We start from the raw sequence: 25,273 nt of genomic DNA, 5'->3' as shown, positions 1-25,273 counted from the left end.
CCATGACGATCAGACTGTCCTGCCCGCGTTGCGAAGACCGTATCCCGACCACCGAGGAGATCGCCCGCTACGCCTGCGCCGGTTGCGGCGGCGCACTCGCCCTGCGACTTCCCGAGCCGGGCCCGTTCTCCCGGTTCGTCGCCGAGGAGCGCGGCCTGCCCTGGCGCTACCCGGACCTGGTGCCCGTCGACTACGAGCCCGCACTGGACGACGGCGCCAAACCGCGTGTCATCAGGAGCGCGCTGATGGAATCGCGGATGAGCGTCAGCGAGGTCTGGCTGATCGACTGCACCCGGCTGGGCACGGGCACGTTCAAGGACCTGGAGGCGGCCATCGTGCTCGCCGCCGCCAAGCAGCTCGACCTCACACGCGTCTCGGTCCACTCCACCGGCAACACGGCCCTGGCCTACCGGCACTACGCACAGCGCGCCGGGGTGTCGTGCGCGAGCTACATCCCCGAGCAGAACCTCGACAAGCTGGGCGACACCGAAGCCGACCCGGAGCAGCCCGTCTACGCCCTCGACTGCGCCTACGCCCACCTGTCCGCCAACGCGAAGAAGGCCGCCGCACAGGCGGGACGCCACCACCTGGCGCCCTTCGACTGGAAGCTGGAGGGCAAGGCGGCGCTGGCCTCCGTCATCTATGAGATGGTGCCGCAGACCGACACCATCGTGCAGACGGTCGCCGGCGGCTACGGACCGCTGGGTTACGAGGTCGGCTTCTCCCGGCTGAACCGTATCGTGGAGAATCCCACCGGCGTGCTCAACGACCGCCGCTACCTCCTCTTCCAGCCGGGCGACGCGGACACGCTCACCTGGGCCTGGCAGAACGACGCGCAGGAGGTCGGCGACGCGGACCTGAGGCTGCCCGACGACCCCTTCGAGCCGACACTGCAGTCCACCAACCCCGTGGCGACCCTTCCGCAGTTGCGGCGGGAACTGCCGGAGGGCACCGAGCTGCAGTCCGTGTCTCCCCAGGACGTCGAGGGGCTGCGGCCCATCGTGGACGAGATCCTGGCCGACGCCGACATCGAACTCGACTACGGCCGTGAGAAGTCCGCCTACATCTCGCTGTCCGGCCTGCTCAAGTCCGAGCTCGCCCCGTCCTCCCGCCTCGCGGTCGTCATCTCCGGCTCCCGGCCGTTCCGTGCCCCGGCCGGCCCGGGAACCTCGCAGAGGCTCGACTCGTGAGGTCCGGCGGCAACCTCGACGACACCGTCGTGCACCCGATCTTCGACGACTACTCGACGCGGGATCCCCGCGCCGCTCTGCACGGCATGACGTCGCGCCAGGTCTCGGTGGAACCGCGGACGGGTGCCCTGATCGTCACCTCCTACGCGCTCACCAGCGAGCTGCTCCTGCACCCGGCGCTGACGAACATGCCCCAGCGCGACCCCCTCGCGCAGGCCGGCCTCTCTCCCCAGCAGGTCGAACTGCACCGGCCCGTGATCGAGTTCTTCCGGTCCTGGGGAGGCCACCACGCCGAAGTTCGCCGACGGCTGCTGCCGGCCTTCGGCCGGCAGCAGGTCCAGCCCCTGCTGCCGCAACTGCGGGACGCATGCGCCGGCCTGCTGCGCGAACTACGCGAGGCGGCGGCCCCCGACAACTGGATCGAGCAGTTCTGCCGCCCGTACTGCCTGGCGGTACTGGCGGCCGTCTTCGGCGCCACGCTCCCGCAGATGGACGCCCTGGCCTCCTCCACCGACGGGCTGATGGCCTATCTGGCCAAGCCAGGCTCCCACCTCGACGACGCCCTGGCCATCCGGGCCAGGGCGTCGATGGACCAGGCGAGGGCCGCCGTGCGGGAGACGGTCGTGAACAACCCGCGAACGCTGCTGGCCGAGGCACTCCGCTCCCTGGCCGACGACCCGGAACTCGGTGAGACCGTGGCCGTGGCCGTGGCCGTCCAGATCATCACGGGGACGATGGATCCGCTGGCGGCCACGCTCACCGAAGCCCTCCTGCGCTACGCCGGACCTGACCAGGATCTGCCCGGCCACCGCACCGAGGCGCCGGCGAGCGCCGCCTACACCGAGGAGGCCCTCAGGCTCAGCTGCCCGTTCCGCTTCGCCGTCCGCTACGCCACACGGGAACTGGACATCGCGGGCCACCAGGTGAGCCCCGGGCAGCGGGTACTCCTCGTACTGGGTGCCGCCAACCTGGACGAGGACTTCTTCCCGGAAGCCCTCGCCTTCCAGCCGGGCGACCGTGAGAGCCGGCACCTGGCGTTCGGCAGGGGAGCCCACCTGTGCATCGGGTCGAACCTGGCCCGCGCCGCGGTCGGCATCCTGGTCGACACGCTGACCGAGACGCACTGCACCGTGGAGGCCGACCCCTCCACGCTGCGCCGCACCGGGCACCTCGGCGCTGACCAGATCACCTGCCTGGAAGTCCGCGTCAGATGACGGCACGACTCCGGCACCGACGGAACACCCGGGCGACCCGCCCGGTAGCCGGGCGTTCCGTGTCGGGGAGGGTTCCCCCCGCGGACCGCGGCGCCGTCCTGGTGGTGTTCGACCTGATGGGAACCCTCCTGCATGATCCCTACGAGATGGCCTACGCCCAGGCCGCGGGCTGCACGTTCGAAGAGTTCGAACGCGCCCGTGTCCCGGAGGTCTACGCTCGCTTCGAGCGCGGCGAGATCGACGAGGGCGCCTACTGGCGCAGTCTGCGCGAGCGGGGGATCGACCTCGACGTGCGGGAGTTCCACGACTTACGGCGGGGTGGATACCGTTGGCTCGACGGCATGAGGTCCCTGTTGCGCGACTGCGCGGCCGCGCACCAAACCGTCGTGGGATCCAACTACCCCGTGTGGATCGCGGATGTCGCTGAGATGTTCCCGTCCGACCTGGACCTGGACGTCTTCGCCTCATGCGAACTGACGGTCCGCAAACCCCATCCCCTCTTCTTCCGGAAGATAGCCTGCGAGACCGGGCGCTTGGCCCGCGACCTGGTCCTCGTCGACGACAAGAAGGAGAACGTCCAGGCCCTCGAAGGACTGGGCGGTCTTGGCATCCACCACGTGTCCGCCGATGCCACCCGGCAGGCACTCGTCGGCCACGGGATTCTCCCGGCCGGCACGGCAGCCACCGGCTGACACCGGTGGCGTGCCCGAGGAGCGTGACCTCGAAGCGCGAGCCGGGGCGGCACGCGCACGGTGCCGACCCGTCCCGACCTCGTCCTACTCCTGCGCGGGGGGCAAGGCGGCCGGGGTCCCATGGGAGCGGGCCCCGGACCGCTTCACGCCCTGGCCGGCGGTCAGCACGGTCAGGGCCTCGGCACCGAGGTCGCCCGGGGCTCCCGGCCGGGAGGCTGCTTCGGTGCGGGGCCCACCGCACGGGGGATGAGGCGGCGCTTCACCGGATGGCCGACGGAGACGGTGACGTCCTCTCCGAAGTGCCGCAACGTCAGTGGCTCGCCCTGCATGAGGGTGTACGTGGCCGAGTCCGCCCTGACCTCCACGGCGAGGCAGCGGCCGAAGACGATCACCTTGAAGGCCAGGCGCCGCAGCCGCTCGGGGAGCTTGGGTGCGAACTCCAGCCGGTCGGCCGTGTGCCGCATGCCGCCGAAGCCGCAGACGAGCGCGAGCCACGTGCCGGCCAGTGAGGCGACGTGCACACCGTCGCGTGTGTTGTTCTCCCGGTCCTCCAGATCGAGCAGCGCGGCCTCGACCGTGTAGTCGTAGGCAAGGCGCAGGTGCCCCACCTCCGCGGCGATCACCGCCTGGACACAGGCCGACAGGGAGGAGTCCCGCACCGTGAGGGGCTCGTAGTAGGCGAAGTTGCGCTCCTTGTGTTCGGCGTCGAACCTGTCACCGCGCAGGAACATGGCGAGAACCAGGTCGGCCTGCTTGACGACCTGCTTGCGGTAGAGATCGAAGTACGGGAAGTGCAGCATCAGCGGGTACTGGTCGTCGCGCACTCCGGCGAAGTCCCACGGCCGGTGACGGGTGAAGCCCGCGTGCTGTTCGTGCACGCCCAACTCGTCGTTGTACGGCACGTGCATGGACTCGGCGGCATCGCGCCAGGCTGCGCTCTCCTCGTCGTCGACGCCGAGTCCGGCTGCCCACTCAGGATGGCGCTCGACCAGGTCCGCCGCGTTGTACAGGTTGGCCTGCGCCATGAGGTTGGTGTAGGTGTTGTCGTCCTGCACGGCGCTGTACTCGTCCGGGCCCGTGACCCCGTCGATGTGGAAGACACCGTGGTGGTCGTGGTGCCCGAGGGAGCGCCACAACCGGGCTGTCTCCACGAGGAGTTCGGACGCGATCTCACGCTCGAACCCCTCGTCGCCGGTGGCGGCGACGTACCGTACGGCGGCGTCGGCGATGTCGGCGTTGACGTGGAAGGCGGCCGTTCCGGCGGGCCAGTAGGCGGAGCATTCCGAGCCCTCGATCGTCCGCCAGGGGAACGCGGCTCCTTCCAGGCCCAGTTGCGCGGCCCGCTCCCTCGCCGCGGGCAGGGTGGTGTGCCGCCAGCGCAGGGCCTGTGCGACCGCCTCTGGCGCGATATACGTCAGGAGCGGCAGGACGAACGTCTCCGTGTCCCAGAACGAATGGCCGCTGTAGCCGGAACCGGTGAGGCCCTTGGCGGGGATCGCGCGTTCCTCGGCCCGCGCGCCGGCCTGGAGGACGTGGAAGAGCGCGAAGCGCACCGCCTGCTGGATCTGCTCGTCCCCCTCGATCTCGACGTCGGCCCTCGACCAGAAGTCGTCCAGGTAGGCCCGCTGCTCGGCGACCAGGCCGTCCCAGCCGGCGTTGCGCGCCTGGGCGAGGGCGGCGTCGACCTGGTCGGCCACGCCCGGAAGGGAGCGGATCGAGGACCAGCCGTAGGCGACGAACTTCTCGATGGTCAGGGTCTCGCCGTGCTTGAGAGTGGAGATGACCGTCACGCGGCCGATGTCGTCACCGCTCTCGCTGACGGCCCTGGTCCCGTCCGGCCCTGTGACGACATGGTCGGCCCCCGCGGCCACCCGCAGGCCGCTGCGCGCGGTGCTGTGCACGAGACGCACCCGCACTCCGTGGGCGATGTGCTCCTCCGCCACGAGCGGTGATGCGAGGGCGGCCGAGGCCCTGGGGTCGCCCTCGGTGTGGGGCAGTTGCTCGTTGGCGATGAGCTCCGACTGGACGACGAGGTGGACGTCACCGTCGACCGCCTCGACCTCGTACCGCACGGCGGCGATGGCGCGCTGGGTGAAGGAGACCAGGCGTGTGGAGCGCACCCGGACCGCGCGGCCGGCGGGCGAGACCCAGTCGCAGGTCCTGCGCAGCACCCCGGCGCGCAGGTCGAGCACCCGCTCGTGGGAGCGGACCCGGCCGTAGCGCACGTCGAAAGGCTCGTCGTCGACGAGGAGACGGAAGATCTTGCCATTGGTGACGTTCACAACGGTCTGCCCTGATTCGGGGTAGCCGTATCCGGCCTCCGCGTAGGGCAGCGGGTGCAGTTCGTACAGTCCGTTGAGGTACGAGCCCGGCAGCCCGTGCGGCTCGCCCTCGTCGAGGTTGCCGCGCCACCCCACGTTCCCGTTGGACAGGGCGAAGAGGGACTCACTCTGCGGGAGGACGTCCAGGTTGAGGCCGTGCTCGCGCAGGCTCCAGGGCTCGACCAGGTAATTGGTGTGTGTGATCACGCGTCCACTCCCAGCTCGGCGAGGTCCCTCACCACGACGTCCGCCCCGTGGGCCCGCAGTGCGTCGGCCTGCCCGACGCGATCCACCCCCACGACGTAACCGAAGTGGCCCGACCTGCCGGCGTCCATGCCCGCGAGGGCGTCCTCGAACACGGCACAGTTCCTGGCGTCCACACCGAGGTCGTGCGCCGCTGCGAGGAAGGTGTCGGGGCGTGGCTTGCCGGGCAGATGCCGCTCGATGGCGACGATGCCGTCGATCCGCACCTCGAACAGGTCCTCGGCGCCCACCGAGCGCAGGATGTCCCGGCAGTTCGCGCTCGACGACACCACCGCGGTCCGCAGGTGCCGGGCCCGGACGGCCTCCACATATCGGAGTGTGCCGGCGTAGGCTTCCACGCCCTCCGTACGGATCTTCTCCAGGACCAGGTCGTTCTTGCGATTGCCCAGGCCGTGGACGGTGTCGCGGCCCGGCGGGTCGTCGGGGCCGCCCTCGGGCAGCTCGATGCCGCGGGAGGCGAGGAAGGACCGTACACCGTCGGCACGCGGCAGGCCGTCGACGTACCTGTCGTAGTCGGAGGAGTCGAAGGGGCGGGCATCCCTGTCCCGACCGCGCAGGAACGCGTCGAACATCTCCTTCCATGCCGCCGCATGCACGACCGCGGTCTTCGTGATGACACCGTCGAGGTCGAACAGACATGCCTGGATGCGATCCGGCAGACCAAGATTCTTCATACCACCCACTGTCCCTCACGAGCGACTGGAGGGCTGGATCGGCACGCAGGCGGGGGGCGCGACGAACGGCCACCGGCCCGTGGGGAACGCCACCTGCCCACGTCACCGGCCCCGTGGGGAACGGCCACCGGCCCCGTGGGGAACGGCCACCAGCTCCCGTGGGGCGGAGACTCAGGCATGCTCGTGACCAGGACTCCGTATCGGGCGGCCGACGCGGCACGCGCCAACCGCCTGGCATAGCACACGCGCTGCACGTTGCACGGGATTCGCCGGACAGGGGGGCGAGCGCGGTCTCGGGCCGAACGCCCCGCGGGCGGCTGCGGAGATGGCCCCTCGCGTGCCCGAGTGCATGCTCCGGGCAGGTGAGCCTCGGGAATGACTCAGTATGGTCCGGCCGTGACTAGCGAAATCATCGCGGGGGACAACCCCTCACGCTCCACACAGGGCCTCTCCTGAGGCCGAGCTCGGGCTGTACGCGCAGGTCTTCGGATTCGAGACGCCCGGTGTGCCGGTGCTGGAGCTGTCGGCGATCCGGCCCGACGGGCACGGCTGACAAGCTCGCGCGGCTCCATGCCGGGGCGGCCCGCCGGTCCAAGCCGAGGGGGTCCGCCGGTCCAAGCCGAGGGGGGTCCGCCGGTCCGAGCCGAAGCGGCCCGCCGGTCCAATCCGGTCAGCGTCGGCGTGCCGGCCTTCGGCCAGATCGCCCTCGGCCGGCGTGGGGCGAGAGCCCTCTCCAGCCGCTGACCAGGCCACGAAAGCTAGTGCAGAGATCGGTCCCCGGCCGCACTAGGCGCACTGTCCGACACGCAGGACGCTCAGATAACGGCGTGAGGCTCGATCGCCCATCCGCGTGCGGATGCGCTCGGCGATGGCGTCGAGCAGAGGCTCACGGACATCCCGGTCGAGCCTCCGATACAGCGACTGTGTACGAAGGAGATCGGCGAAGCCGTCCCCGTTGAACCACTGAACGGTTGGATACCAGCGCACGATCGTCGGGCCGAACAGTCCTCCGGGATCGTCGACCAGGCCCCAGCCGCCGTCGGTGGTTCGCACGTCCTCCTCCAGCGGCGGATGACCCCAGTCGGGGTTCCCTGGGCAGAACCGCTCGTGGAGGTCGGCGGTCTCGGCATACACCTCCGGCTCTCCCGGCAGGCGGACGACGACGTGGCCGAGCAGCGCCATCCAACCTCCAGGACGGAGCACGTCGTGCGCTCGCCGCCAGCCAGTCGACGGGTCGACCCAGTGCCACGACGATGCGGCCACGAGAACATGGAAGCGCCGACCACGGTCGTCCCACTCCTCGAACGTCGACGTCTCGACCTCGACGTTGCGAAAGGATGCGAGCCGCCGGGCGGGCGAGCGCGGCCATGTCCGCGCCCGGCTCGACGGCGGTCACCGAGCATCCGAGCGCTGCGAGCGTGCGCGTCGCCTGGCCGGTACCGCAGCCCACCTCCAGCACCGACGACCCTTCGTCCATGCCGGTGATGGCGCCAAGGTCCGCGAACAGTTCGTCGGGGTAATCCGGCCGGACCCGGTCGTAGAGCTCAGGCACCTCGTTGAACACTCGGCCGAGGTCATGTCGATTCGGGTGCGTCTTCGGATCATCGGTCACGAACGCACACGTTATGAGGCTTGTCCACGCGGACGCCACTGGCTTACCGGCAGCCGCTGACGCGCTGAGAGCCGTCCTGGGGCTCGGTAACGTGTGCGCGGAGACCGAGGAGGGGGGACGGCACGGTGACGGACGGCTTGGCCTGGATCGGCGAGCACTGGTACAGCGGTGCGATCGTCAGGAACGGGATGCTCTCGGACGTCTCCCTCACGGCGGTGCGGGGCGTGGACCCGGTGGACTTCGTGGTCCGCCTCGGTGCGGACCGCCGCATGGCCGAGCAGCCACCACTTTTCAGGGACTTCGACAGGCTGAGCGTGGACCCGGGCGACAGCGTGGCGATGTTCGGCCGCAGCGGCGAGTGGGCGTACGTCCTGGAGACCGAGTGGTCCACCTGGCACCTCATCCTCGTCGACCGGCTGGGGAAGGACACCCTGGTGGGGGAGGGTGAGGAATTCATCTGCCTGGATCGCTTCCTGCAGGAGACCCCGTGGGTGTACTACGGCGACGCGGCCGGCGAAATGAGGTCCATCGAGCCGGGTGGCAGTCTGCTGGAGACCGCGTTCCCGCTCAGGGACCGGCTCGGGGCGTTCGCCGCACTGGATGCGGCCATGCGTGAGGCTGGGGCGGTGCGGGACACCTTCCCCGGCTGCGAGGACCCCGACGACCCCTGGGGCGAGGAGGAGGAGCTGGCGAGGCGGCTGTTCGGGGCGGTGGGCGAGCATCTCGGGCTGTCGTTGCCGCGTAGGGAGATCGAGCAGGGGCTGCTGCCCGCGGTGCACCTGCCCTCGCCACAAGCAGGCATCACCGAGCCGTAGCGTCGCAGGACCGCCACGCCACCGGTTACCTACCTACCTACCTACCTACCTCGACGCAGACGCCACCGCCGACCTGCCGTTCACCGCCGTTCACCACCCTCACCGCACTCCGGGTGCGCCACCGCGGGGCCGGCACCCGGTACCCGGCTTGCTCGTGACGCAGCCCGTGTACGCAGGGTGCACGCCCGGGCTGTGTGGTCCATGGTCCTCGGCGGGCCCGGCCCTGGTATCAGGCGGCGAGATTCTTGTGGAGGGCGTCGAGGCCGTCGCGGTAGATGCCGGTGAACAGGTCGACGACCTCGTTCTCGGTGGCGCCGTCGGGGTTGAAGCGGCCGGACCACTGGACCTCGGCGGCGTTCTCCTGGCCGGGGACCGCGTGGACCCGGATGGTGGAGACGTAGCCGTTGACGGGGAACGGGGCCTGGAGGATGGCGTAGCTGTAGTGGCGCTCGGCCTCGTTGAAGTCGACGAGGCGCTCGATGATGACCTCGCCCTCGGAGTTCTTCAGCCGGCGCACTCGGCCACCTTCGAGTGCGGTGCTCTCGGGAACGAAGGGGAGCCAGTCGGGCAGGGCGTCGAAGCCACCGACGAGGCTCCAGACCTTGTCGGGCGAGGCGGGCACGATACGGCTGACGGAGGTGGAGGCCATGATCTTTCTCCTGGATCCTGGTGCTGGGAGGACGTCGTGCAGGGGTGGGTGGGGGTCAGGCGCCGTTGGGCAGCGGGGCGGCTGGGCTGACCAGGTTGGCGGCGCGCAGGTCGTGCCAGAACGCGGCCGGGATGTTCTCGTTCAGGGCAGCGGTGTCCTCGGCGATGCGGCTCGGGCGGGTGGCGCCGGGGATCACCGCCGCGGCGACCGGGTGGGCGAGGGAGAACTGCAGGGCGGCGGCCTTGATACTGACGCCGTGCTTGTCGGCGAGGGCCTTGAGCCTGCCGACGCGCTCGATGATCTCCGGCGGGGCCTGCTGGTACTCGAAGTGGCTGCCACCGGCGAGGATGCCGGAGCTGTAGGGGCCGCCGACGACCATGTCGACATTCTGGTCCTGGGCCATGGGCAGCAGCCGCTGCAGCGCGTGTCCGTGGTCGAGGAGGGTGTAGCGGCCGGCGAGGAGAAACCCGTCGGGGCGGGGCTCGTCCAGGGCGAGGGTCAGCTCGATGGGTTCGGTCTTGTTGACACCCAGACCCCAGGCCTTGATGACGCCCTCGTCGCGCAGGCGGGACAGAACGCGGAAGGCTCCGGTTCGGGCCTCCTCGAACTTCTGCAGCCAGGCGTCGCCGTGGAAGTCCTGGGCGATGTCGTGCACCCAGACGATATCGAGCCGGTCGACACCCAGGCGCTTGAGGCTTCCCTCGATGGAGCGTTCGGTGGCCTCGGCGGTCCACTCGTGAACGATCTTGTTCGGGTTGCCGTACTCGAAGAGACCGCCCTTCTCGCCGAAGTCGGGGACGTCGGTCTCCGGCTCGTCGAGGATGACCCGGCCGACCTTGGTCGACAGCACGTAGGCGTCGCGGGGCTTGGTGGAGATGACCTGGCCCAGGCGCTCCTCGGCCAGGCCGGCGCCGTAGAAGGGGGCGGTGTCGTAGTAGCGGATGCCCTGGTCCCAGGCGGCCTCGACGGTGGCGCGGGCCTCCTCGTCGGGGATCGCGCGGAACATATTGCCCAGCGGGGCGGTGCCGAAGCCGAGATGGCCGGGAAGGATCTTCTTGAGCGACATGGTGGTGCCTTTTCGTTCGGTATATCCACGCCGGGGGCATCCCTGGCGCGGGTGGGGTGAAGTACAGGTGCCTCGGCGGACTGCCGGCTCTGTCGGCGGAGCCATGGCACTCGGTGCGCGGCCGCGCACCGCAGAGCCGGACACACGACGCAGATAGTTGTAGACGCGCTCTGTTGCAGGCGACGATAGTTGCAGGCGCGCGGTAATGCAAGTGGCGTCGCCGCCGCGCCGAGGAGGGCGAACAGGGCACGGAGCACGGTCACCGTGGGCCACCTCCACGTGCAGCCGACCGGCGCGGGGTCGGCCCCCTGAGTGTCCGACAGAGGATGATCGAAACATGGCCGCCATCGGCGCCGAGCGCCTTGCCCGTGGTCGCCGAGGCGTGTTCTGGCGCCCCATAGGTGATCACGCTGGCTACCCCTCCGGCCGCGGTGGATGGAGGACCTCCTCGCGTCCATAGCTGTAGCTGTCTCGCTCTCACCCGGGGAGTGGCCCGAACTCCTCCGGTACGGCATCCATCGGCTTCGGCGCCGCCTCGACGACGGGCTCAACCGTCAGCTCGGTCCCGACGCTTCGGCTGCTGTCGTCCGCATCCTCTTCGACGCGCCGCGTGGGAACGGGAGGATCCGGATGCTGGTGGACCCGGCGCGTCCGCGTTCCAGTAGGCCGCACTGCGGCGGGAGCCGGTCGCGCGACCGGCATGGCAGCAGCGGCGACGCGAGGAGGGCGGAAAAACTCCGCAGGGAGATCAAGGCCCTCGAACGGCGCAAAGAACGTCTTCTCGACGAACTCGACGAACTCGACGAACTCAATGAGCTCGACGAACTTGACGAGCTCGACGAACTTGACGAGCCCGAAGGCGACGCTGACCCCGAAACGCGTCGCGCGTTCCGCCGAAGCGTCCGTGAACGCTTCGACCGTCATGGGTGTAAGCGGCGCGAGCTGCTTACACAGCTCCATCAGTGCGAACAAGCTGAGGGAGGCGAGAGGGAACGGAATTCGGACCTCATCGAGGTACTGCCCGGCTCGGCGCGAGCCTCGCGCGGCTGCCCGAAGCCGAGCAGCGCCGTCTGTGCGACGCCTTTCACCTGGAGGTCCACTACCTGCGGCCCCGGCGTGAGATCCAGCTCCGGGGTGAACATCTCCGGCGCGACGGCCCAGGAGCTCGGCAGCTTGCCGCGGCGCGTGGTCGCCCCGCTCGCGGCGGCCGATGCGCAGACCGACCGGCCTTGTTCTGGGCGCCCCCGGCAGGACTCGAACCTGCGGCCAAGCGCTTAGAAGGCGCCTGCTCTATCCACTGAGCTACGGGGGCCGGGCGTGGTGGCCGGTCGCGGTCCGGGTGGGACGGGCCGCGATCCGCCTGGGCCGGGGACAAGGATAGGCCTCCCTGCTCCGCGTCCCTGATGCTTCCTGAGCGTGCCACGATGTGGAGGTTCGGTGAAGCGGTCCTGATAATCGCAGGCAGTTGCGAATCCCGCATCGCTTTTGGAGCCTCTGGCCCCGGGTGTTGTGCACTCGTTATGCCTCTGCCCCCGCCATCCCTTCCGCCTCGCGTGTCTGATCGGCGCGCAGACGCGCCCATATGCTTCAGAAAGCATCCGAAATTGGGCATTCTTCGCATGTGGTGACCTTGGACGTACGGCCTCAGCTGCTCGACGCGCTCTCCGCTCTCCGCGACCGCGTCGCCGCCGCGCGCTTTCCGCTGCCCCTTCCGGGGGCGCCCCGCGCGCGTGCCAACCGGGCGGAGCTGCTGGCGCAGCTCGACGACTACCTGCTGCCCCGGCTCAAGGCGCCACAGGCCCCCCTGCTCGCCGTGGTGGGCGGGTCGACCGGGGCCGGGAAATCGACTCTGGTCAACTCCCTGGTGGGTCGTCAAGTCAGCGAGGCCGGGGTGCTGCGGCCGACCACGCGCACCCCGGTCCTCGTCTGCCATCCGGACGACCAGCACTGGTTCAGCGGTATGCGGATCCTGCCCGACCTCACCCGTGTGTGGCCGCCCGGTTCCGGGGGCCCTGACGGGTCCCCAGGCCCCGAGGGGCACGCCCCGGCGGCGGGCGGCACCGGCGCGCACCGCACAGGGTCACGTCACCCGACCGGCGGGGCGGCCGCCTCCGGGCCGCACGGAAGCGACCCCTATGGAGGCGCCTTCGGGGGCACCACCCTGGGGGAGTCCCTGGGGGAGTCCTACGGCGAGTCCTACGGGGACGCGTACGGCGACGGCTACACCGACCCCTATGGCGACGCCCACGCCGGGGACGGCTACCGCGATCCCTATGAGCACGCTGAAGCCTACGGCCAGGGCTACGGCCGGACCGGTGCCTACGGTGACTCCTACGGCGCACCCGAACCGCACGGCAGCCACGACCCGTACGGCCGTCCGGGCGGTCCGGGCGGCCCCGGCGATCCCGTCGGCCGTGACCCCTACGGCGCAACCGATCCCTACAGGCACACGACGGAAACCGCCCATCCGGTGCACACCGATGGCCGGCGTGTCGTCCCACACGCGTACCGGGTGGCCGACGACGTCGCCGCAAGCGCCGCCGTTCGTGGCGCGCGGGTCATCAGGGAGGATGACGGACGGGCCCTCACGGGGAGCGGCGGACGCGCCGGGCCCGACGGCGGCGCACGGACCCACCCCAGAGGTGGCGGGCACGGCTTCCGTGACGGGCCCTGGCCCTCGGCCGGCGGCGGCCGAAGCCGTTCCAAGGGTGGCGGGCGCAGTGGCCCGGACCCGGACGAGCCGGTGCTGCGGATCGAGACGGTGCCCACCCTGCCCCGCGGGCTCGCCCTGCTCGACGCCCCCGACATCGACTCCCTGGTGGTCGAGAACCGCCTCCTCGCCGCCGAGCTGATCTGCGCCGCCGACGTATGGATCATGGTCACCACGGCGGCCCGGTACGCGGATGCCGTCCCCTGGCACCTGCTGCGCACCGCCAAGCAGTACGACGTCACGCTCTGCATCGTCCTCGACAGGGTGCCCCACCAGGTCGTCGACGAGGTGTCGGCCCAGTACGACGCGCTGCTCACCAAGGCGGGACTCGGCGCGGTCCCGCGCTTCACCGTGCCCGAGCTGCCCGAGTCGGCGGGCGGCGGCGGCCTGCTGCCCGCGAGCGCCGTCGCACCGCTGCGTGACTGGCTCACCGAGTGCGCGCAGGACCCCGCCGTACGGGCCCACGCCGTCACCCGTACGGCCAACGGCGTCCTGAATTCGCTGCGCACCCGGATGCCCGAGCTGGCCGGCGCCGTGGCCGCGCAGCACGCCGCCGCCGTCCGGCTCACCGCGGCCGTGGAAGCGGCGTACGAACACGAGCACGCGCGCGTACGAGGCCGTCTGCAGGCCGGCGCCGTGCTCGCCGGAGACGCGCTGAAACGGTGGCGCAGCTATCCCATGGACTGTGGCTCCGAGGAACTGCTGGACGCGCTCGTGGAGAGCCTGGCGGCGCTGCTGCTGTGCGCCGTGGCCGCGGCCGACGAGCGCATCGAGGAACGCTGGCGCCGTGAACCGGGCGCGGAGGCCCCCGCCCTGGCGGCCCGTGACGCCGGCCTGGAGAACGCGGAGCACCGGATCGGCCTGGCGGTGCGCCGCTGGCGGCGCGTCATCGAGGAGTACGCGGAGGACGAGGCGCGGGCGCTGGAGAAGAACGCGCCGCCCGACCCCGAGGCCGTCGCGGCCCTGCTGGCCGTCTCGCTGCTCGGCGGCCGCAGGGCCCGCTCCGCGGGCGAGAAGCTCGCCGACCGGATCGGGGCGCGCGCCGCGCTCCGGCTGCGCGACCGCGGTGGGCGGCTCCTGGTCACCTACGTCGAACGGGTCCTGCACACCGAACGCGAGCGGCGCCTCGCCCCGCTCGACTCCCTGGACGTCCGTGCGGAGCCCCAGGCCGAGCTGATCGCCGCGCTGTCCGTACTGCAGAAGGAGAGGTGCCCGCAGTGACTGCCGTGACGGATGAGGCGGACCACGCCGATCAGGTGGATCACGCCGATCGGGTGGAGCACGCCGAGGGGGTGGATCGCGGTGAGCGTGTGGATCACGCCGATCGGGTGGAGCACGCCGAGGGGGTGGATCGCGGTGAGCGTGTGGACCACGCCGATCGGGTGGAGCATGGCGATCGGGTTGACCATGGCGCGCGGGTGGACCGTGCTCACCCCGGCGAGGCTGGTACCGCCGACCGCACCGTTCGTCCCGAAGACGGTCCGCAGGCCGGGCGTCCGGGGGGCGGCCTCATTGAGCGTCCTGCGGGTGCGGGTGCGGGTGCGGGTGCGGGTGTCGGTGCCGGTGCCGGCCACGGCGCGCGGGGCAGTGGCGCAGACCGTTCCGATCGGCGGGGCGGTTCCCTGGCGGCTGACGGCGTCGGCGTCGACGTCGACAAGGGCGTCGGCTGCGGAGGGGGGACGGCAGACCGTTCCGAGGGGGACGCCGGCGGCGACGGAGCCGGTGCCGCCGGCCGGGCCGAGGGCGGCCTCGGTGATGGGCACGCGCGCGTGGCGGCCGGTTCCCGACGGGACGCCGCGCGTTCCGGCGCCACGAGCGACGCCGCCGGCACCCCTGGCACGCAGGCCTTCACGCCGCAGCCCCGGCACGACCCGGGCGCGGAGCGCACCGGTGACCGGGCGCGCACCGGTGACCGGGAGTCCGTCGGCGCAGAGGGCGCCGCCGACCCGGGGCCCGCGTCCGGCAGCCAGACCTCCTCGGACCCGAGGCGGGCCGCCAGGCCCCGCTCCGCGAGCCTGCCGCACCCTGTGCCCGTTCTCGTCCCACAGAGCGACTCCGAGGTCCTGGCCGCCCTCATCCCCGCAGCGTCCGCACGGAAGCCGTTGTCCGTGCTCGCGTCCCGGGCGGACGCCGAGGCCGGCGCCGAGGGGAAGGGGGAGGCGGAGACGAAGCCCGGGGCGGCCTCCGAGACGGCCGCGGCGACCCTCTCCACGCCCACTGCCGACCCCGAACGCAAGCCCGAACGCAAGCCCGAGCCCGGGCCTGAACCCAGGCCTGAACCAGAGTCGGCCCCGGCCCCCGGGCCCGGCCCGGTCACCGGGGCCCAGGCAGATTCCGGCTCGCGGCCGGCCCCCGGGCCCCGGCCGGGCCCCGCCCCTCAGACGGCCCCGGGTCCCCAGGCGCGCCGAGGCCCCGAACCGTCCGCCGGCTCGCAGCCGTCTGCAGGTTCGAAGACGGCTCCCGGGGCCCAGCCGGCTGCCGGTCCCCGGCCGGGGACCGAGCCCCGGCAAGACCGGGATTCCGGCCCGCACAACGGAACCGCGTCCGCCGAGGCGTACAACGGAACCGCACCCGCCGGGGCCGAGCCCGCGGCGGTGGAACCCGCCGGGGCCGAGCCCGCTTTCCCGGAGCCCGTTCTTCCGGGTGCCGACGCACCAGGTGCCTATGCACCGGAAGCCGTCCCCCCGGCACCCGCCGGCACCGACTCCGCCGGGCCCGATCCCGTCGCCACCGAGTCGACCGCGACAGAGTCCGCGACAGTGTCCGCCGCGTCCGGGTCCGCCGCGTCCGGGTCCGCCGCGTCCGGGTCCGCCGCGTCCGGGTCCGTTGCGACCGAGTCCGCCGCCCTGGCGCCCGTTGCGGCAGCGGTCCCCGCTGCTGCGTCGAAGCCTGTCGTGGCAGAGGCCCCCGCGGCCGCGTCGGAGCCCGTTGCGGCAGGAACCGTCGCGGCTGCGCAGGAGCCTGCCGCTACCAGGCTCTCGGCCTCCGAGCCGCAGGCGCCCGCATCCGCCCCCGCGTTGTCCGGCCCCGGGCCGGAGTCTCCGGAGCCCGCCCCGCATCCGCGGGCGTCACGGTCCCCGTCGGGATCCGCACCGGGGCCCGTGGAATCCGAGCAGCCCGGACCGGAGTCGCGCCACGAGCCGGTGCCCGCGTCCGGGCCCTCCGCCGGCGGCCAGCCGCCCTCCACGGCGGAGCCTCCCGCTACGCCACCGTGCGCGCCCCCGGTGCCGCCCGCCTCCACCGCACCGTCCGACTCGTCCGTACCCCCGGCACCGTCCACCGCGTCGGCACCGCCTCTGCCGCAGAGCGCACCCACATCCTCCGCGCCGGACACCGGCGCACCCGTTACACAGGACACTTCCGCCACGGCCGCAACTGAACCGACCGAGCCGGCCTCACCCGCCGAGCCGACCCCACTCGCCGCGACCGCCGCGTCCGCCGAGCCCGCAGAGCCCTCCGAGCCCGCAGAGCCCTCCGAGCCTGCCGGATCCGCCGACCCGGCCGAGACCGTCACCACAGCCGAGAACGTGACCTCAGCCGAGCCGGTTGCGTCGGCCGAACCCGCCGCGTCAGCCGAACCCGCCGCCTCCGTCGCGTCCGACGAGCGGACCGACTCCGCGCCGTCCCAGGAAGCACCGTCCGGGCCGCTCCCCAACCAGCCAGACGGCGTCTGGGACGACGGACTGATCGCCCGCCGTGCCATGGCCGGCACTCAGGAGGACGACGTGGTGGACCTGGGCGGCAGCGCTGCCGGCCTCCCTGGGAGCGTCGCTAGGGAGGGGGAGGCGCGTATGGGCGATTCCGTGTACGACGCGCCGCTGCGGGACCGTCTCGACGCGCTCCGGGAACTGGTGGGGCTGTCCAGGACGCGTGTGGACAGCGGCACGCTCGCCGAGGCGGGACGGGTGCTGGACGAGGCCTCGGCCCGCGGCAGGCTCTCCGGGCGGCACACGGTGATCGCTCTCGCCGGAGCGACCGGCAGCGGCAAGTCGTCGCTGTTCAACGCCCTCGCAGGGGTGACCATCTCGGACACCGGCGCGCGGCGGCCGACGACCTCGTTCCCGGTGGCGTGCAGTTGGTCGGACGACGCCGCGCCGCTGCTCGACCGGCTGGGGATCCCCGCCAGGCTGCGCCGCAGACCCCCGCACAACCCGGAGGCGGAGGCCCAGCTGAACGGCCTCATCCTGGTGGACCTCCCCGATCACGACTCGGCGGCGGTCGCCCACCGCGAGCAGGTGGACCGTGTCCTGGCGCTCGTCGACGCCGTCATCTGGGTCGTCGACCCGGAGAAGTACGCCGATGCCGTCCTGCACGACCGTTACCTGCGTCCCATGGCTGGACACGCCGAAGTGATGTTCATCGTGCTCAACCAGGTCGACCGGCTGCCGGGCGAGGCCGCCGACCAGGTGCTCGACGACCTGCGGCGGCTGCTCGACGAGGACGGCGTCGCCCTGGGGGAGTACGGCGAGCCCGGCGCCACCGTGCTCGCGGTGTCCGCGGCGACCGGTCGCGGCATCGGCGAACTGCGCGGCACGATCGGGCAGTTCGTCGCACGCCGGGGCGCCGCGGGGCGCCGGATCGCCGCCGATGTGACCGCCGCCGCGGGCAGACTGCGCCCGGTGTACGCGGCGGGGCGGCAGGCCGGGCTCAGTGAGGAGGCACGCGAGGAGTTCGCGGACCGGCTCGCGGAGGCGATCGGGGCGACGGCCGCGGGCGTGGCCGCGGAGCGCGCCTGGCGCAGGAACGCCATCAAGGCCTGCGGCTCGCCCTGGCTGCGCCTGTGGCGCCGGTACGAGTCCTGGCGGTTCCCGCGGATCCGCCGGTCCGCGCCGCACACCGCGGCAGAGGAGGCCACCGCCAGACAGCGCGTGGAGCAGGCCGTGCGCGCCGTGGCCGACGAGGCCGCCGCCGGGCTGCCCGCCCCTTGGGCCCAGGCCGTGCGGGAAGCCGCCGTACGCGGGGCGCGGGGGCTGCCCAGGGCGCTGGACGAGCTGGCACTCACCGCCGGGGTCTCCGACAAACCCCCGCGGCCCGGCTGGTGGCCCGCGGCGGTCCTGACCCAGGCGGCCATGACGATCATGCAGATCGTCGGCGGTCTCTGGCTGGCCGGGCAGATCCTCGGTGTGTGCCCGCCGAACCTGTGGCTGCCGGTGATGCTGATGGCGATCGGCGTCGTCGGCGGACCGTGCGTCGACTGGGGCTGCCGCATCGCGGCCCGCGGCCCGGCCCGCCGGTACGGGCTCGAAGCGGAACGCCGCCTCCGGGAGGCGGCGGCGGGGTGCGGACGCGCCAGGGTCCTCGACCCGGTCTCGGCGGAGCTGCTGCGGTACGCGGAGGTGCGGGGCCAGTACGTGCGGGTGCTGGGCACGTCACAGCCGCCGGCGGCCGCCTCGCGGGTGGGGTGAGGGGCGGGCGGTGCCGCCGTCTCGCCCGGCGGGCCGCGTGCCTGTCCGCGACTTGCCGGGCGTGGGTGAGGGCCTTGCTCGCGGGTTTGCTGTGTGTGGGTGAGGGCTTGCCTGCGGGTTTGCTGTGTGGGTGAGGGCCTTGCCCGCGGGTTTGCTGTGTGTGGGTGAGGGCCTTGCCCGCAGGCTTGCTGTGTGGGGAGGGCTTGCCTGCCGGCTTGCTGTGCGGGGTCCGCCTTGTCCGCGGTCTCGCCGTGAGTGGGTGAGGGGCCTCGTGCGCGGCCTTGCCGTGCGTGGGCGAGCTCGCGCGCGGCGACCTGCCGTTGTGCCGTCGAAGGCCCTACCCGCGGGCCCCGCAGGGCTGTCGCGCCCGCGTTGCGGTGCCTCGCCCGCGGGGTCTGCCGTTCTGGGCTGCGGCCCTCCCCGCGGGTCTTCCCCTTCCGGGTTGCGGCCCTCCCAGGTGTCTTCCGTGTCCGGTTGCGGCCCTCCCACGTGTCTTCCGTGTCCGGGTTGCGGCCCGCCCGCGGGCCCGCGCGCGGGTGCGCATCACAGGCGTGATCGCCGCTGTCGCGGGGCGTGTTCACCCAAGGGGGTGACGGAGATATCCACAACCGGGCGGGTGTCCACAGGCCTCAGCGGGATTCCCGCCGTGGGTGCAGTCTGAATCCGCGGCCCACGACGGGGACGGGATGGAACCGGCGTGGGTCACGGATGCAGCCCTTGCCCGTGGTCGTTCCCGTCGCTGCTGCCTGCGATGGCGGAGGGGCACGAGTGGAGGTCCGGAGAACCGTGGGCCGCCGCGGCTGCGCAAGGACGTGAAGGGAACAAAGGGAGGGGTCGGAAATGAACGAGACGATGGTGACGGTGATCGGAAATGTCGCGACCACACCGGTCTTCCGCGAGCTGCCGTCCGGATCGGTGGCACGCTTCCGCCTGGCGGCAACGGCCCGGCGCCGCGATCCGGCGACGGGCCTGTGGTCGGACGGGCACACCAATTTCTTCACGGTCTGGGCCTGGCGAACCCTGGGGGGCAACGTGGCGGCCTCGCTGTCCGTCGGGGAACCGGTGATCGTGCAGGGCAAGTTGCGGGTGCGCAACGAGGAGCGGGGCGGCGGGCAGCAGTGGATGTCGGCCGACATCGACGCCTTCGCGGTCGGCCATGACCTCTCCCGGGGCACGTCCGCGTTCCGAAGGACGCTGCGCACGGACGGCTCGTCGGGCGAGCAGCAGTCCGGGGCGCGGGACGAGGGGCCGCCCCCGACGGCGCCCCGGGCCGGAGCCGCCGCGGCGGGCCCTGGCCCCTGGGACACGCCCGCCCCGACCGGAAGCGGGGAGCCCGCCTGGGAGCGGGACCCGGTCCCGGCGGCGGCCCCCAGTCCCGAGGCGGGCCCCGCTCCCGAGGAGGCGACCCCGTTCACGGAGGGACCCCCATCACCCAAGGAGGCGGCTCTGGCGGGGTGAGCCGGGCGGCGGCGGGAGAGCACGGTGACGCCGGGCCTGCGAACGGCCATATGGCGAACCCGGTCTGCCAACGGCCATGCGGTGAACCTGGCCTGCGAACGGCCATGCGGCGAACCCGGTCTGCGAACGGCCATGCGGTGAACCCGGTCTGCGAACGGCCATGCGGTGAACCTGGCCTGCCAACGTCCACACGGCGAGCACGGCCGAGAACGGCCACACGGCGGACCGACCCGCACATGGACATGGCCATACGGCCAAGCCGGGCCCCGCGCACCAGCACACCACGCCGGAACAACACGCGTCCGTTCTGCGCCTTATTGACGGATCGGCTCCGTGGATTTGTCGATAAGCCCAGTTCAGCGCAGGTGTGGTGAATAACGATTGCGAGTCGGATCGGTTATCCGACGGCATGAGTGGGGACCCTCTTGCGCCGCTCTTCCTAGGATGCCGGGCGTAGCTCACGGGGAATCTGATTCTGCTGGCGGGCCCGACTAACCCCCCATGTCAACGGTTCCCGCCCGAAGGGGAATTCTGTGTTTTCTGCACTCTCTGTGTACAGGCGAGGGGCTGCCCGCCTCGCCGCCGCGACCTTGGTGTCCGGCTTGGTGGCGGCGGGCTCCATAGCCGCCGCGGGCACGGCTGCCGCCGACGAGGCGCCGCAGCAGCATGGCGGGGCCACCGCCACGATCGGTGGGCTCAAGACGTTCGGTGCCGCGGTCATCCACGACCACGGCAAGGACGAGAAGGTGTCCGCCGGCCTGTTCGAGATGACGGTCGACGACGGTGGCACGCTGCAGACGTACTGCATCGACATCCACAACCCGACGCAGAAGGACGCCAAGTATCAGGAGACTCCCTGGAGCGGCACCTCCCTCAACGGCAACCCCGACGCGGGCAAGATCAGCTGGATCCTGCAGAACTCCTACCCGCAGGTGAACGACCTCGCGGCGCTGGCCAAGAAGGCGGGCGCCGGGAACCTGAGCGAGCAGGACGCCGCCGCCGGCACCCAGGTCGCCATCTGGCGCTACTCGGACAACGCCGACGTGGACGCGGTCAGCCCTGCTGCCGAGAAGCTCGCCGACTACCTGCAGAAGAACGCGCAGAGCGTCCCGGAGCCGAAGGCGTCCCTGAGCCTGGAGCCGTCGGCGGTCTCCGGTCACGCGGGCGAGAAGCTCGGTCCGGTGACGGTGCGGACCAACGCCGGCCAGGTCACGGTCACACCGCCCGCGGACGCCGCGGTCAGCGGTGTGAAGATCGTCGACAAGAACGGCAAGCCGGTCACCACCGCGGCCAACGGCAGTGAGCTCTTCTTCGACGTCCCGCAGAGCGCCGAGGACGGCACGGCGTCGCTGACGGTGCAGGCGTCCACCACCGTCCCGGTGGGCCGCGCCTTCGCCTCCGAGACCCGCAGCCAGACGCAGATCCTCGCGGGCTCCAGCGAGTCCACGGTCTCCGCGGCCGCCACGGCCAACTGGGCCAAGAAGGGCCCGATCCCGGCGCTCTCGGCGGAGAAGAACTGCGACAAGAACGGCGTGGACATCACGGCCACCAACCAGGGTGACCAGCCGTTCACGTTCGAGCTGATGGGCGTCAAGCACACCATCGCCGCCGGCAAGTCCGAGACGGTGACGGTGCCGCTGAAGGAGGACCAGCCCTACGACTTCGCGATCAAGGGCCCGAACGGTTTCGAGAAGCGCTTCAAGGGCGTCCTGGACTGCAAGACCCAGAGCGACAGCCCTGCGGCGCAGCCGTCGTCCCAGCCGAGCCCGGCGTCGGCCGGCGGCACCTCCGGTGGCGACCTCGCCGAGACCGGTAGCTCCAGCGCCACCCCGGTGATCGCGGGCATAGCCATCGCCCTGGTCGTGGTCGGCGGCGGCGCGGTCTTCCTGGTCCGCAGGAAGAAGGCCCCCGCCCAGCACTGAACGCACGGCACGCCTGACCACCCGGTGCCGCGCGGCACTCGGTGAGCAGCGGCCCCGGCCCGCCCCGAGCGAGCCGGGGCCGCTGTGCGTCCGGCCGGACCGGACGGGGGGTGAACCGGCGGGCGGGGCGGGGCCGGTCAGCTGCTCCTCGTCACAGCGGGTGAGGGTGCGGTGCGGCCGGCCGCGCGGACGGTGCCCGGGTCCCGGATGGCGTCCGGACGGCTCCGGGCGGGCGCCGGAGGGCGGGGCGGCCGGCGGACGCCCCGCGGGCCAGCCGGTTTCCGCAGGGGGCCCGGTGTACGGCAAGATGGGTGTGTCTGCCCTCATGCGGCGGAGTCGATGGTGACATTCGACAGCCATCGATACTGACAATGCAGGTTCAAGCTGCCGGACGGTTTCTTTTGGCTGAGTTCATTTACACCATGCGCAAGGCGCGCAAGGCGCACGGCGACAAGGTGATTCTCGACGACGTCACCCTGAACTTCCTGCCCGGCGCGAAGATCGGTGTCGTCGGGCCGAACGGCGCGGGCAAGTCCACCGTCCTGAAGATCATGGCCGGTCTGGAGCAGCCGTCCAACGGCGACGCGTTCCTCTCGCCCGGCTACACCGTTGGCATCCTGCTGCAGGAGCCGCCGCTCGACGACAGCAAGACCGTCCTGGAGAACGTGCAGGAGGGTGTCGCCGACATCAAGGGCAAGCTCGACCGGTTCAACGAGATCGCCGAGCAGATGGCGACCGAGTACACCGACGCGCTGATGGAGGAGATGGGCAAGCTCCAGGAGGACCTGGACCACGCCAACGCGTGGGACCTGGACGCCCAGCTCGAGCAGGCGATGGACGCACTGGGCTGCCCGCCCGGCGACTGGCCGGTGGTGAACCTCTCCGGTGGCGAGCGGCGCCGGGTCGCGCTCTGCAAGCTGCTGCTGGAGCAGCCCGACCTGCTGCTGCTCGACGAGCCCACCAACCACCTCGACGCCGAGTCGGTGTCCTGGCTGGAGCAGCACCTGGCCAAGTACGCCGGGACGGTCGTGGCGATCACCCACGACCGCTACTTCCTGGACAACGTCGCCGAGTGGATCCTCGAACTCGACCGCGGCCGTGCCTACCCGTACGAGGGCAACTACTCCACGTACCTGGAGACCAAGCAGACCCGTCTCAAGGTCGAGGGGCAGAAGGACGCCAAGCGCGCCAAGCGGCTCAGGGAAGAGCTGGAGTGGGTCCGCTCCAACGCCAAGGGCCGCCAGGCGAAGTCCAAGGCCCGCCTCGCCCGCTACGAGGAGATGGCCGCCGAGGCCGAGAAGATGCGGAAGCTGGACTTCGAGGAGATCCAGATCCCGCCGGGCCCCCGACTGGGCAATGTCGTCGTCGAGGTCGAGAAGCTGAACAAGGCCTTCGGCGACAAGGTGCTCATCGAGGACCTGTCCTTCACGCTCCCGCGCAACGGCATCGTCGGCGTCATCGGGCCGAACGGCGCGGGCAAGACCACGCTGTTCAAGATGATCCAGGGCCTGGAGGCGCCCGACTCGGGCTCCATCAAGGTCGGCGAGACCGTCAAGATCTCCTACGTCGACCAGACCCGCGCCAACATCGACCCCAAGAAGACGCTGTGGGCGGTCGTCTCCGACGAGCTGGACTACATCAACGTCGGCCAGGTCGAGATGCCCTCCCGCGCCTATGTGAGCGCGTTCGGCTTCAAGGGTCCCGACCAGCAGAAGCCCGCCGGTGTGCTCTCCGGTGGTGAGCGCAACCGCCTCAATCTGGCGCTCACCCTCAAGCAGGGCGGCAATCTGCTGCTCCTCGACGAGCCCACCAACGACCTGGACGTCGAGACGCTCTCCTCGCTGGAGAACGCGCTGCTGGACTTCCCCGGCTGTGCCGTCGTCGTCTCCCACGACCGGTGGTTCCTGGACCGCGTGGCCACGCACATCCTGGCCTACGAGGGCGACTCCAAGTGGTTCTGGTTCGAGGGGAACTTCGAGTCGTACGAGAAGAACAAGGTGGAGCGGCTGGGACCGGACGCGGCGCGTCCGCACCGGGCCACGTATAAGAAGCTCACCCGGGGCTGAGGCGGGCGGAAGCTGTGGCTCGGCACCTCTACCGCTGTCCGCTGCGCTGGTCGGACATGGATGCCTTCGGGCATGTCAACAACGTCGTCTTCCTCCGTTACCTGGAGGAGGCGCGCATCGACTTCATGTTCCGGCTGGCGCGGGCGGACGGCACACCGTCGTTCTCCGGCGGGTCCGTCGTGGCCCGCCACGAGATCGACTACGTACGGCCGCTGGTGCACCGGCACGAGCCGGTGGTGATCGAGTCCTGGGTGACCGGTATCACCGCCGCGTCGGTCACCATCGCGTACGAGATCAAGGACAGCGAGGACACGGACTCCGTGACGGGCCCGGTGTACGCACGCGCCAAGACCATCGTGGTGCCCTACGACCTCGAGAACCAGCGGCCGCGGCGGATCACCGACGAGGAGCGTGCCTTCCTGGAGCGCTACCTGGACGACGGTCTCGCGGTGCCCGCAGGGCGCCGGGGCTCGCGCGGCGGGGACTCCAAGGACTCGGAGGCGCTCGTCGTATGACCGCCGGGCGTCAGACGGTGCAGTTCACCGATGCCGGGGAGGCGGCTGACCTCGCCGCCTTCCTGACCCGACTGCTGCACTACGACCGCGCGGCCGCCGTCCGCGTCCAGGCCTCCGGAACCACCCTCGCGGTCTTCGGCCGGCCACCGTCCTTCGAGGTCCTCGCCATCCGTACGGCCCGGCTCGCCAAGCCGTACGAGCACGGGCTCGATGAGAGCCTGGACATCACCGTGTCCGCCGGGGACCTGCTGGAGTCCATAGCCGAGCGTGCGGCGACGGCCGCCGTGCCCCGGCCGGTCGCCGGGGCGCCCTGGGCGGGGGTCCTGCCGCCCCGCGGGGGCTGGCAGCCACAGCCGGGGCTGCCCGCGCCACGGGCGCTGCGGGGACTGGTGGCCGGGGTGGTCGCGGAGTTCCGGGCGCGCACCGAGGCGTTGGGGGAGGACCGGCGCACCCGCGCCGAGCTCGACAGGATCGGACAGGACATCTGGTCCCGGCCGGTCGGTGACACGGACCTTCCGATGCGCGCGGCGCACGCGGCCCAGGCCCTGGGCTTCCTGCGCGAGCCGCGCCCCGGCGAGCCGGCCCCCACCCTGCTCGCCGCAGGGTCATGGCTGCGGCTCCGCACGCCCTACGGCTCCATCGCGGTCCGCACGGCGGGCTCGGCCATGCTGAGCGTGACACCGGCCTGAGGCTGCCCTTG

The 25,273-nt window shown here is 71.7% G+C and carries 17 protein-coding genes, 1 tRNA gene and 1 pseudogene; 11 read left to right on the top strand and 8 right to left on the bottom strand.

Translation table 11 applies throughout. The features are described 5' to 3' along the window. Positions 1 to 2 precede the first annotated feature (2 nt). From ACSMXW_RS09695 to ACSMXW_RS09685, 3 genes are read left to right on the top strand one after another with little or no spacing between them, the layout of a single operon-like run. Positions 3 to 1,190: a pyridoxal-phosphate dependent enzyme gene (locus ACSMXW_RS09695; RefSeq protein ID WP_485805246.1), complete on the top strand. Its 1,188-nt coding sequence runs from the start codon at positions 3 to 5 to the stop codon at positions 1,188 to 1,190. Beyond that, complete coding sequence (locus ACSMXW_RS09690; protein WP_485805245.1) at positions 1,187 to 2,404, top strand: cytochrome P450; 1,218 nt, start codon at positions 1,187 to 1,189, stop codon at positions 2,402 to 2,404. Before ACSMXW_RS09695 ends, ACSMXW_RS09690 begins: the two co-directional genes overlap by 4 nt. A gap of 59 nt (positions 2,405 to 2,463) precedes the next feature. Next, on the top strand, positions 2,464 to 3,096 hold the full coding sequence (locus ACSMXW_RS09685) for an HAD-IA family hydrolase (protein WP_485805243.1): 633 nt from the start codon (positions 2,464 to 2,466) through the stop codon (positions 3,094 to 3,096). Positions 3,097 to 3,266: 170 nt separating this feature from the next. Here ACSMXW_RS09685 and ACSMXW_RS09680 read toward each other — a convergent pair whose 3' ends face one another. The 4 genes and pseudogenes from ACSMXW_RS09680 to ACSMXW_RS09665 form a co-directional block, all read right to left on the bottom strand. After that, complete coding sequence (locus ACSMXW_RS09680) at positions 3,267 to 5,624, bottom strand: glycoside hydrolase family 65 protein (RefSeq protein WP_485805242.1); 2,358 nt, start codon at positions 5,622 to 5,624, stop codon at positions 3,267 to 3,269. Continuing rightward, positions 5,621 to 6,355 (bottom strand): HAD family hydrolase, encoded by a 735-nt coding sequence (locus tag ACSMXW_RS09675; protein WP_485805241.1) that lies wholly within the window; start codon positions 6,353 to 6,355, stop codon positions 5,621 to 5,623. The genes ACSMXW_RS09680 and ACSMXW_RS09675 overlap by 4 nt, the downstream gene beginning before the upstream one ends. A gap of 786 nt (positions 6,356 to 7,141) precedes the next feature. Beyond that, positions 7,142 to 7,537 (bottom strand): hypothetical protein, encoded by a 396-nt coding sequence (locus tag ACSMXW_RS09670; protein ID WP_485808592.1) that lies wholly within the window; start codon positions 7,535 to 7,537, stop codon positions 7,142 to 7,144. Positions 7,538 to 7,748: 211 nt separating this feature from the next. Next, positions 7,749 to 7,832 (bottom strand): annotated as a pseudogene (locus ACSMXW_RS09665) (hypothetical protein); the annotation flags it as partial. Positions 7,833 to 8,092: 260 nt separating this feature from the next. On the opposite strand from ACSMXW_RS09665, the gene ACSMXW_RS09660 reads away from it, so the two are divergent. After that, positions 8,093 to 8,782, top strand: a complete 690-nt coding sequence (locus ACSMXW_RS09660; protein WP_485805240.1) for a hypothetical protein — start codon at positions 8,093 to 8,095, stop codon at positions 8,780 to 8,782. Positions 8,783 to 9,011: 229 nt separating this feature from the next. On the opposite strand, the gene ACSMXW_RS09655 is transcribed toward ACSMXW_RS09660, so the two are convergent. From ACSMXW_RS09655 to ACSMXW_RS09640, 4 genes are all read right to left on the bottom strand, one after another. After that, complete coding sequence (locus ACSMXW_RS09655; RefSeq protein ID WP_485805238.1) at positions 9,012 to 9,431, bottom strand: SRPBCC family protein; 420 nt, start codon at positions 9,429 to 9,431, stop codon at positions 9,012 to 9,014. Positions 9,432 to 9,486: 55 nt separating this feature from the next. After that, entirely contained in the window at positions 9,487 to 10,497 is a 1,011-nt protein-coding gene (locus ACSMXW_RS09650) for an aldo/keto reductase (RefSeq protein WP_485805237.1), read from the bottom strand. 477 nt (positions 10,498 to 10,974) lie between these two features. Then, entirely contained in the window at positions 10,975 to 11,421 is a 447-nt protein-coding gene (locus ACSMXW_RS09645; RefSeq protein ID WP_485805236.1) for a hypothetical protein, read from the bottom strand. A gap of 315 nt (positions 11,422 to 11,736) precedes the next feature. Further along, positions 11,737 to 11,809, bottom strand: a tRNA-Arg gene (locus ACSMXW_RS09640). 309 nt (positions 11,810 to 12,118) lie between these two features. Here ACSMXW_RS09640 and ACSMXW_RS09635 point away from each other — a divergent pair. From ACSMXW_RS09635 to ACSMXW_RS09605, 7 genes are all read left to right on the top strand, one after another. Further along, positions 12,119 to 14,428: a hypothetical protein gene (locus tag ACSMXW_RS09635; protein ID WP_485805235.1), complete on the top strand. Its 2,310-nt coding sequence runs from the start codon at positions 12,119 to 12,121 to the stop codon at positions 14,426 to 14,428. A gap of 2,075 nt (positions 14,429 to 16,503) precedes the next feature. Then, positions 16,504 to 18,612 (top strand): GTPase, encoded by a 2,109-nt coding sequence (locus ACSMXW_RS09630; protein WP_485807923.1) that lies wholly within the window; start codon positions 16,504 to 16,506, stop codon positions 18,610 to 18,612. Between the two features lie 840 nt (positions 18,613 to 19,452). Further along, the gene (locus ACSMXW_RS09625) at positions 19,453 to 20,070 is read left to right on the top strand and encodes a single-stranded DNA-binding protein (protein WP_485805234.1); all 618 of its coding nucleotides are present in this window, start codon (positions 19,453 to 19,455) and stop codon (positions 20,068 to 20,070) included. A 533-nt stretch (positions 20,071 to 20,603) separates the two neighbouring features. After that, positions 20,604 to 21,992, top strand: a complete 1,389-nt coding sequence (locus ACSMXW_RS09620; protein ID WP_485805233.1) for an LAETG motif-containing sortase-dependent surface protein — start codon at positions 20,604 to 20,606, stop codon at positions 21,990 to 21,992. A gap of 401 nt (positions 21,993 to 22,393) precedes the next feature. After that, complete coding sequence (gene ettA, locus ACSMXW_RS09615; RefSeq protein WP_485805231.1) at positions 22,394 to 24,058, top strand: energy-dependent translational throttle protein EttA; 1,665 nt, start codon at positions 22,394 to 22,396, stop codon at positions 24,056 to 24,058. Between the two features lie 14 nt (positions 24,059 to 24,072). Continuing rightward, positions 24,073 to 24,573 carry an acyl-CoA thioesterase gene (locus tag ACSMXW_RS09610; RefSeq protein WP_485805229.1) on the top strand — a complete coding sequence of 167 codons (501 nt, stop codon included), beginning with the start codon at positions 24,073 to 24,075 and terminating at the stop codon, positions 24,571 to 24,573. Further along, positions 24,570 to 25,262, top strand: coding sequence for a DUF8185 domain-containing protein (locus tag ACSMXW_RS09605; RefSeq protein WP_485805227.1), 693 nt, complete (start codon positions 24,570 to 24,572; stop codon positions 25,260 to 25,262). Before ACSMXW_RS09610 ends, ACSMXW_RS09605 begins: the two co-directional genes overlap by 4 nt. Positions 25,263 to 25,273: the final 11 nt, after the last annotated feature.

This window comes from Streptomyces sp. DSM 116793 (genome assembly GCF_057320905.1).
This window is presented reverse-complemented; position numbering and strand designations above follow the sequence as displayed.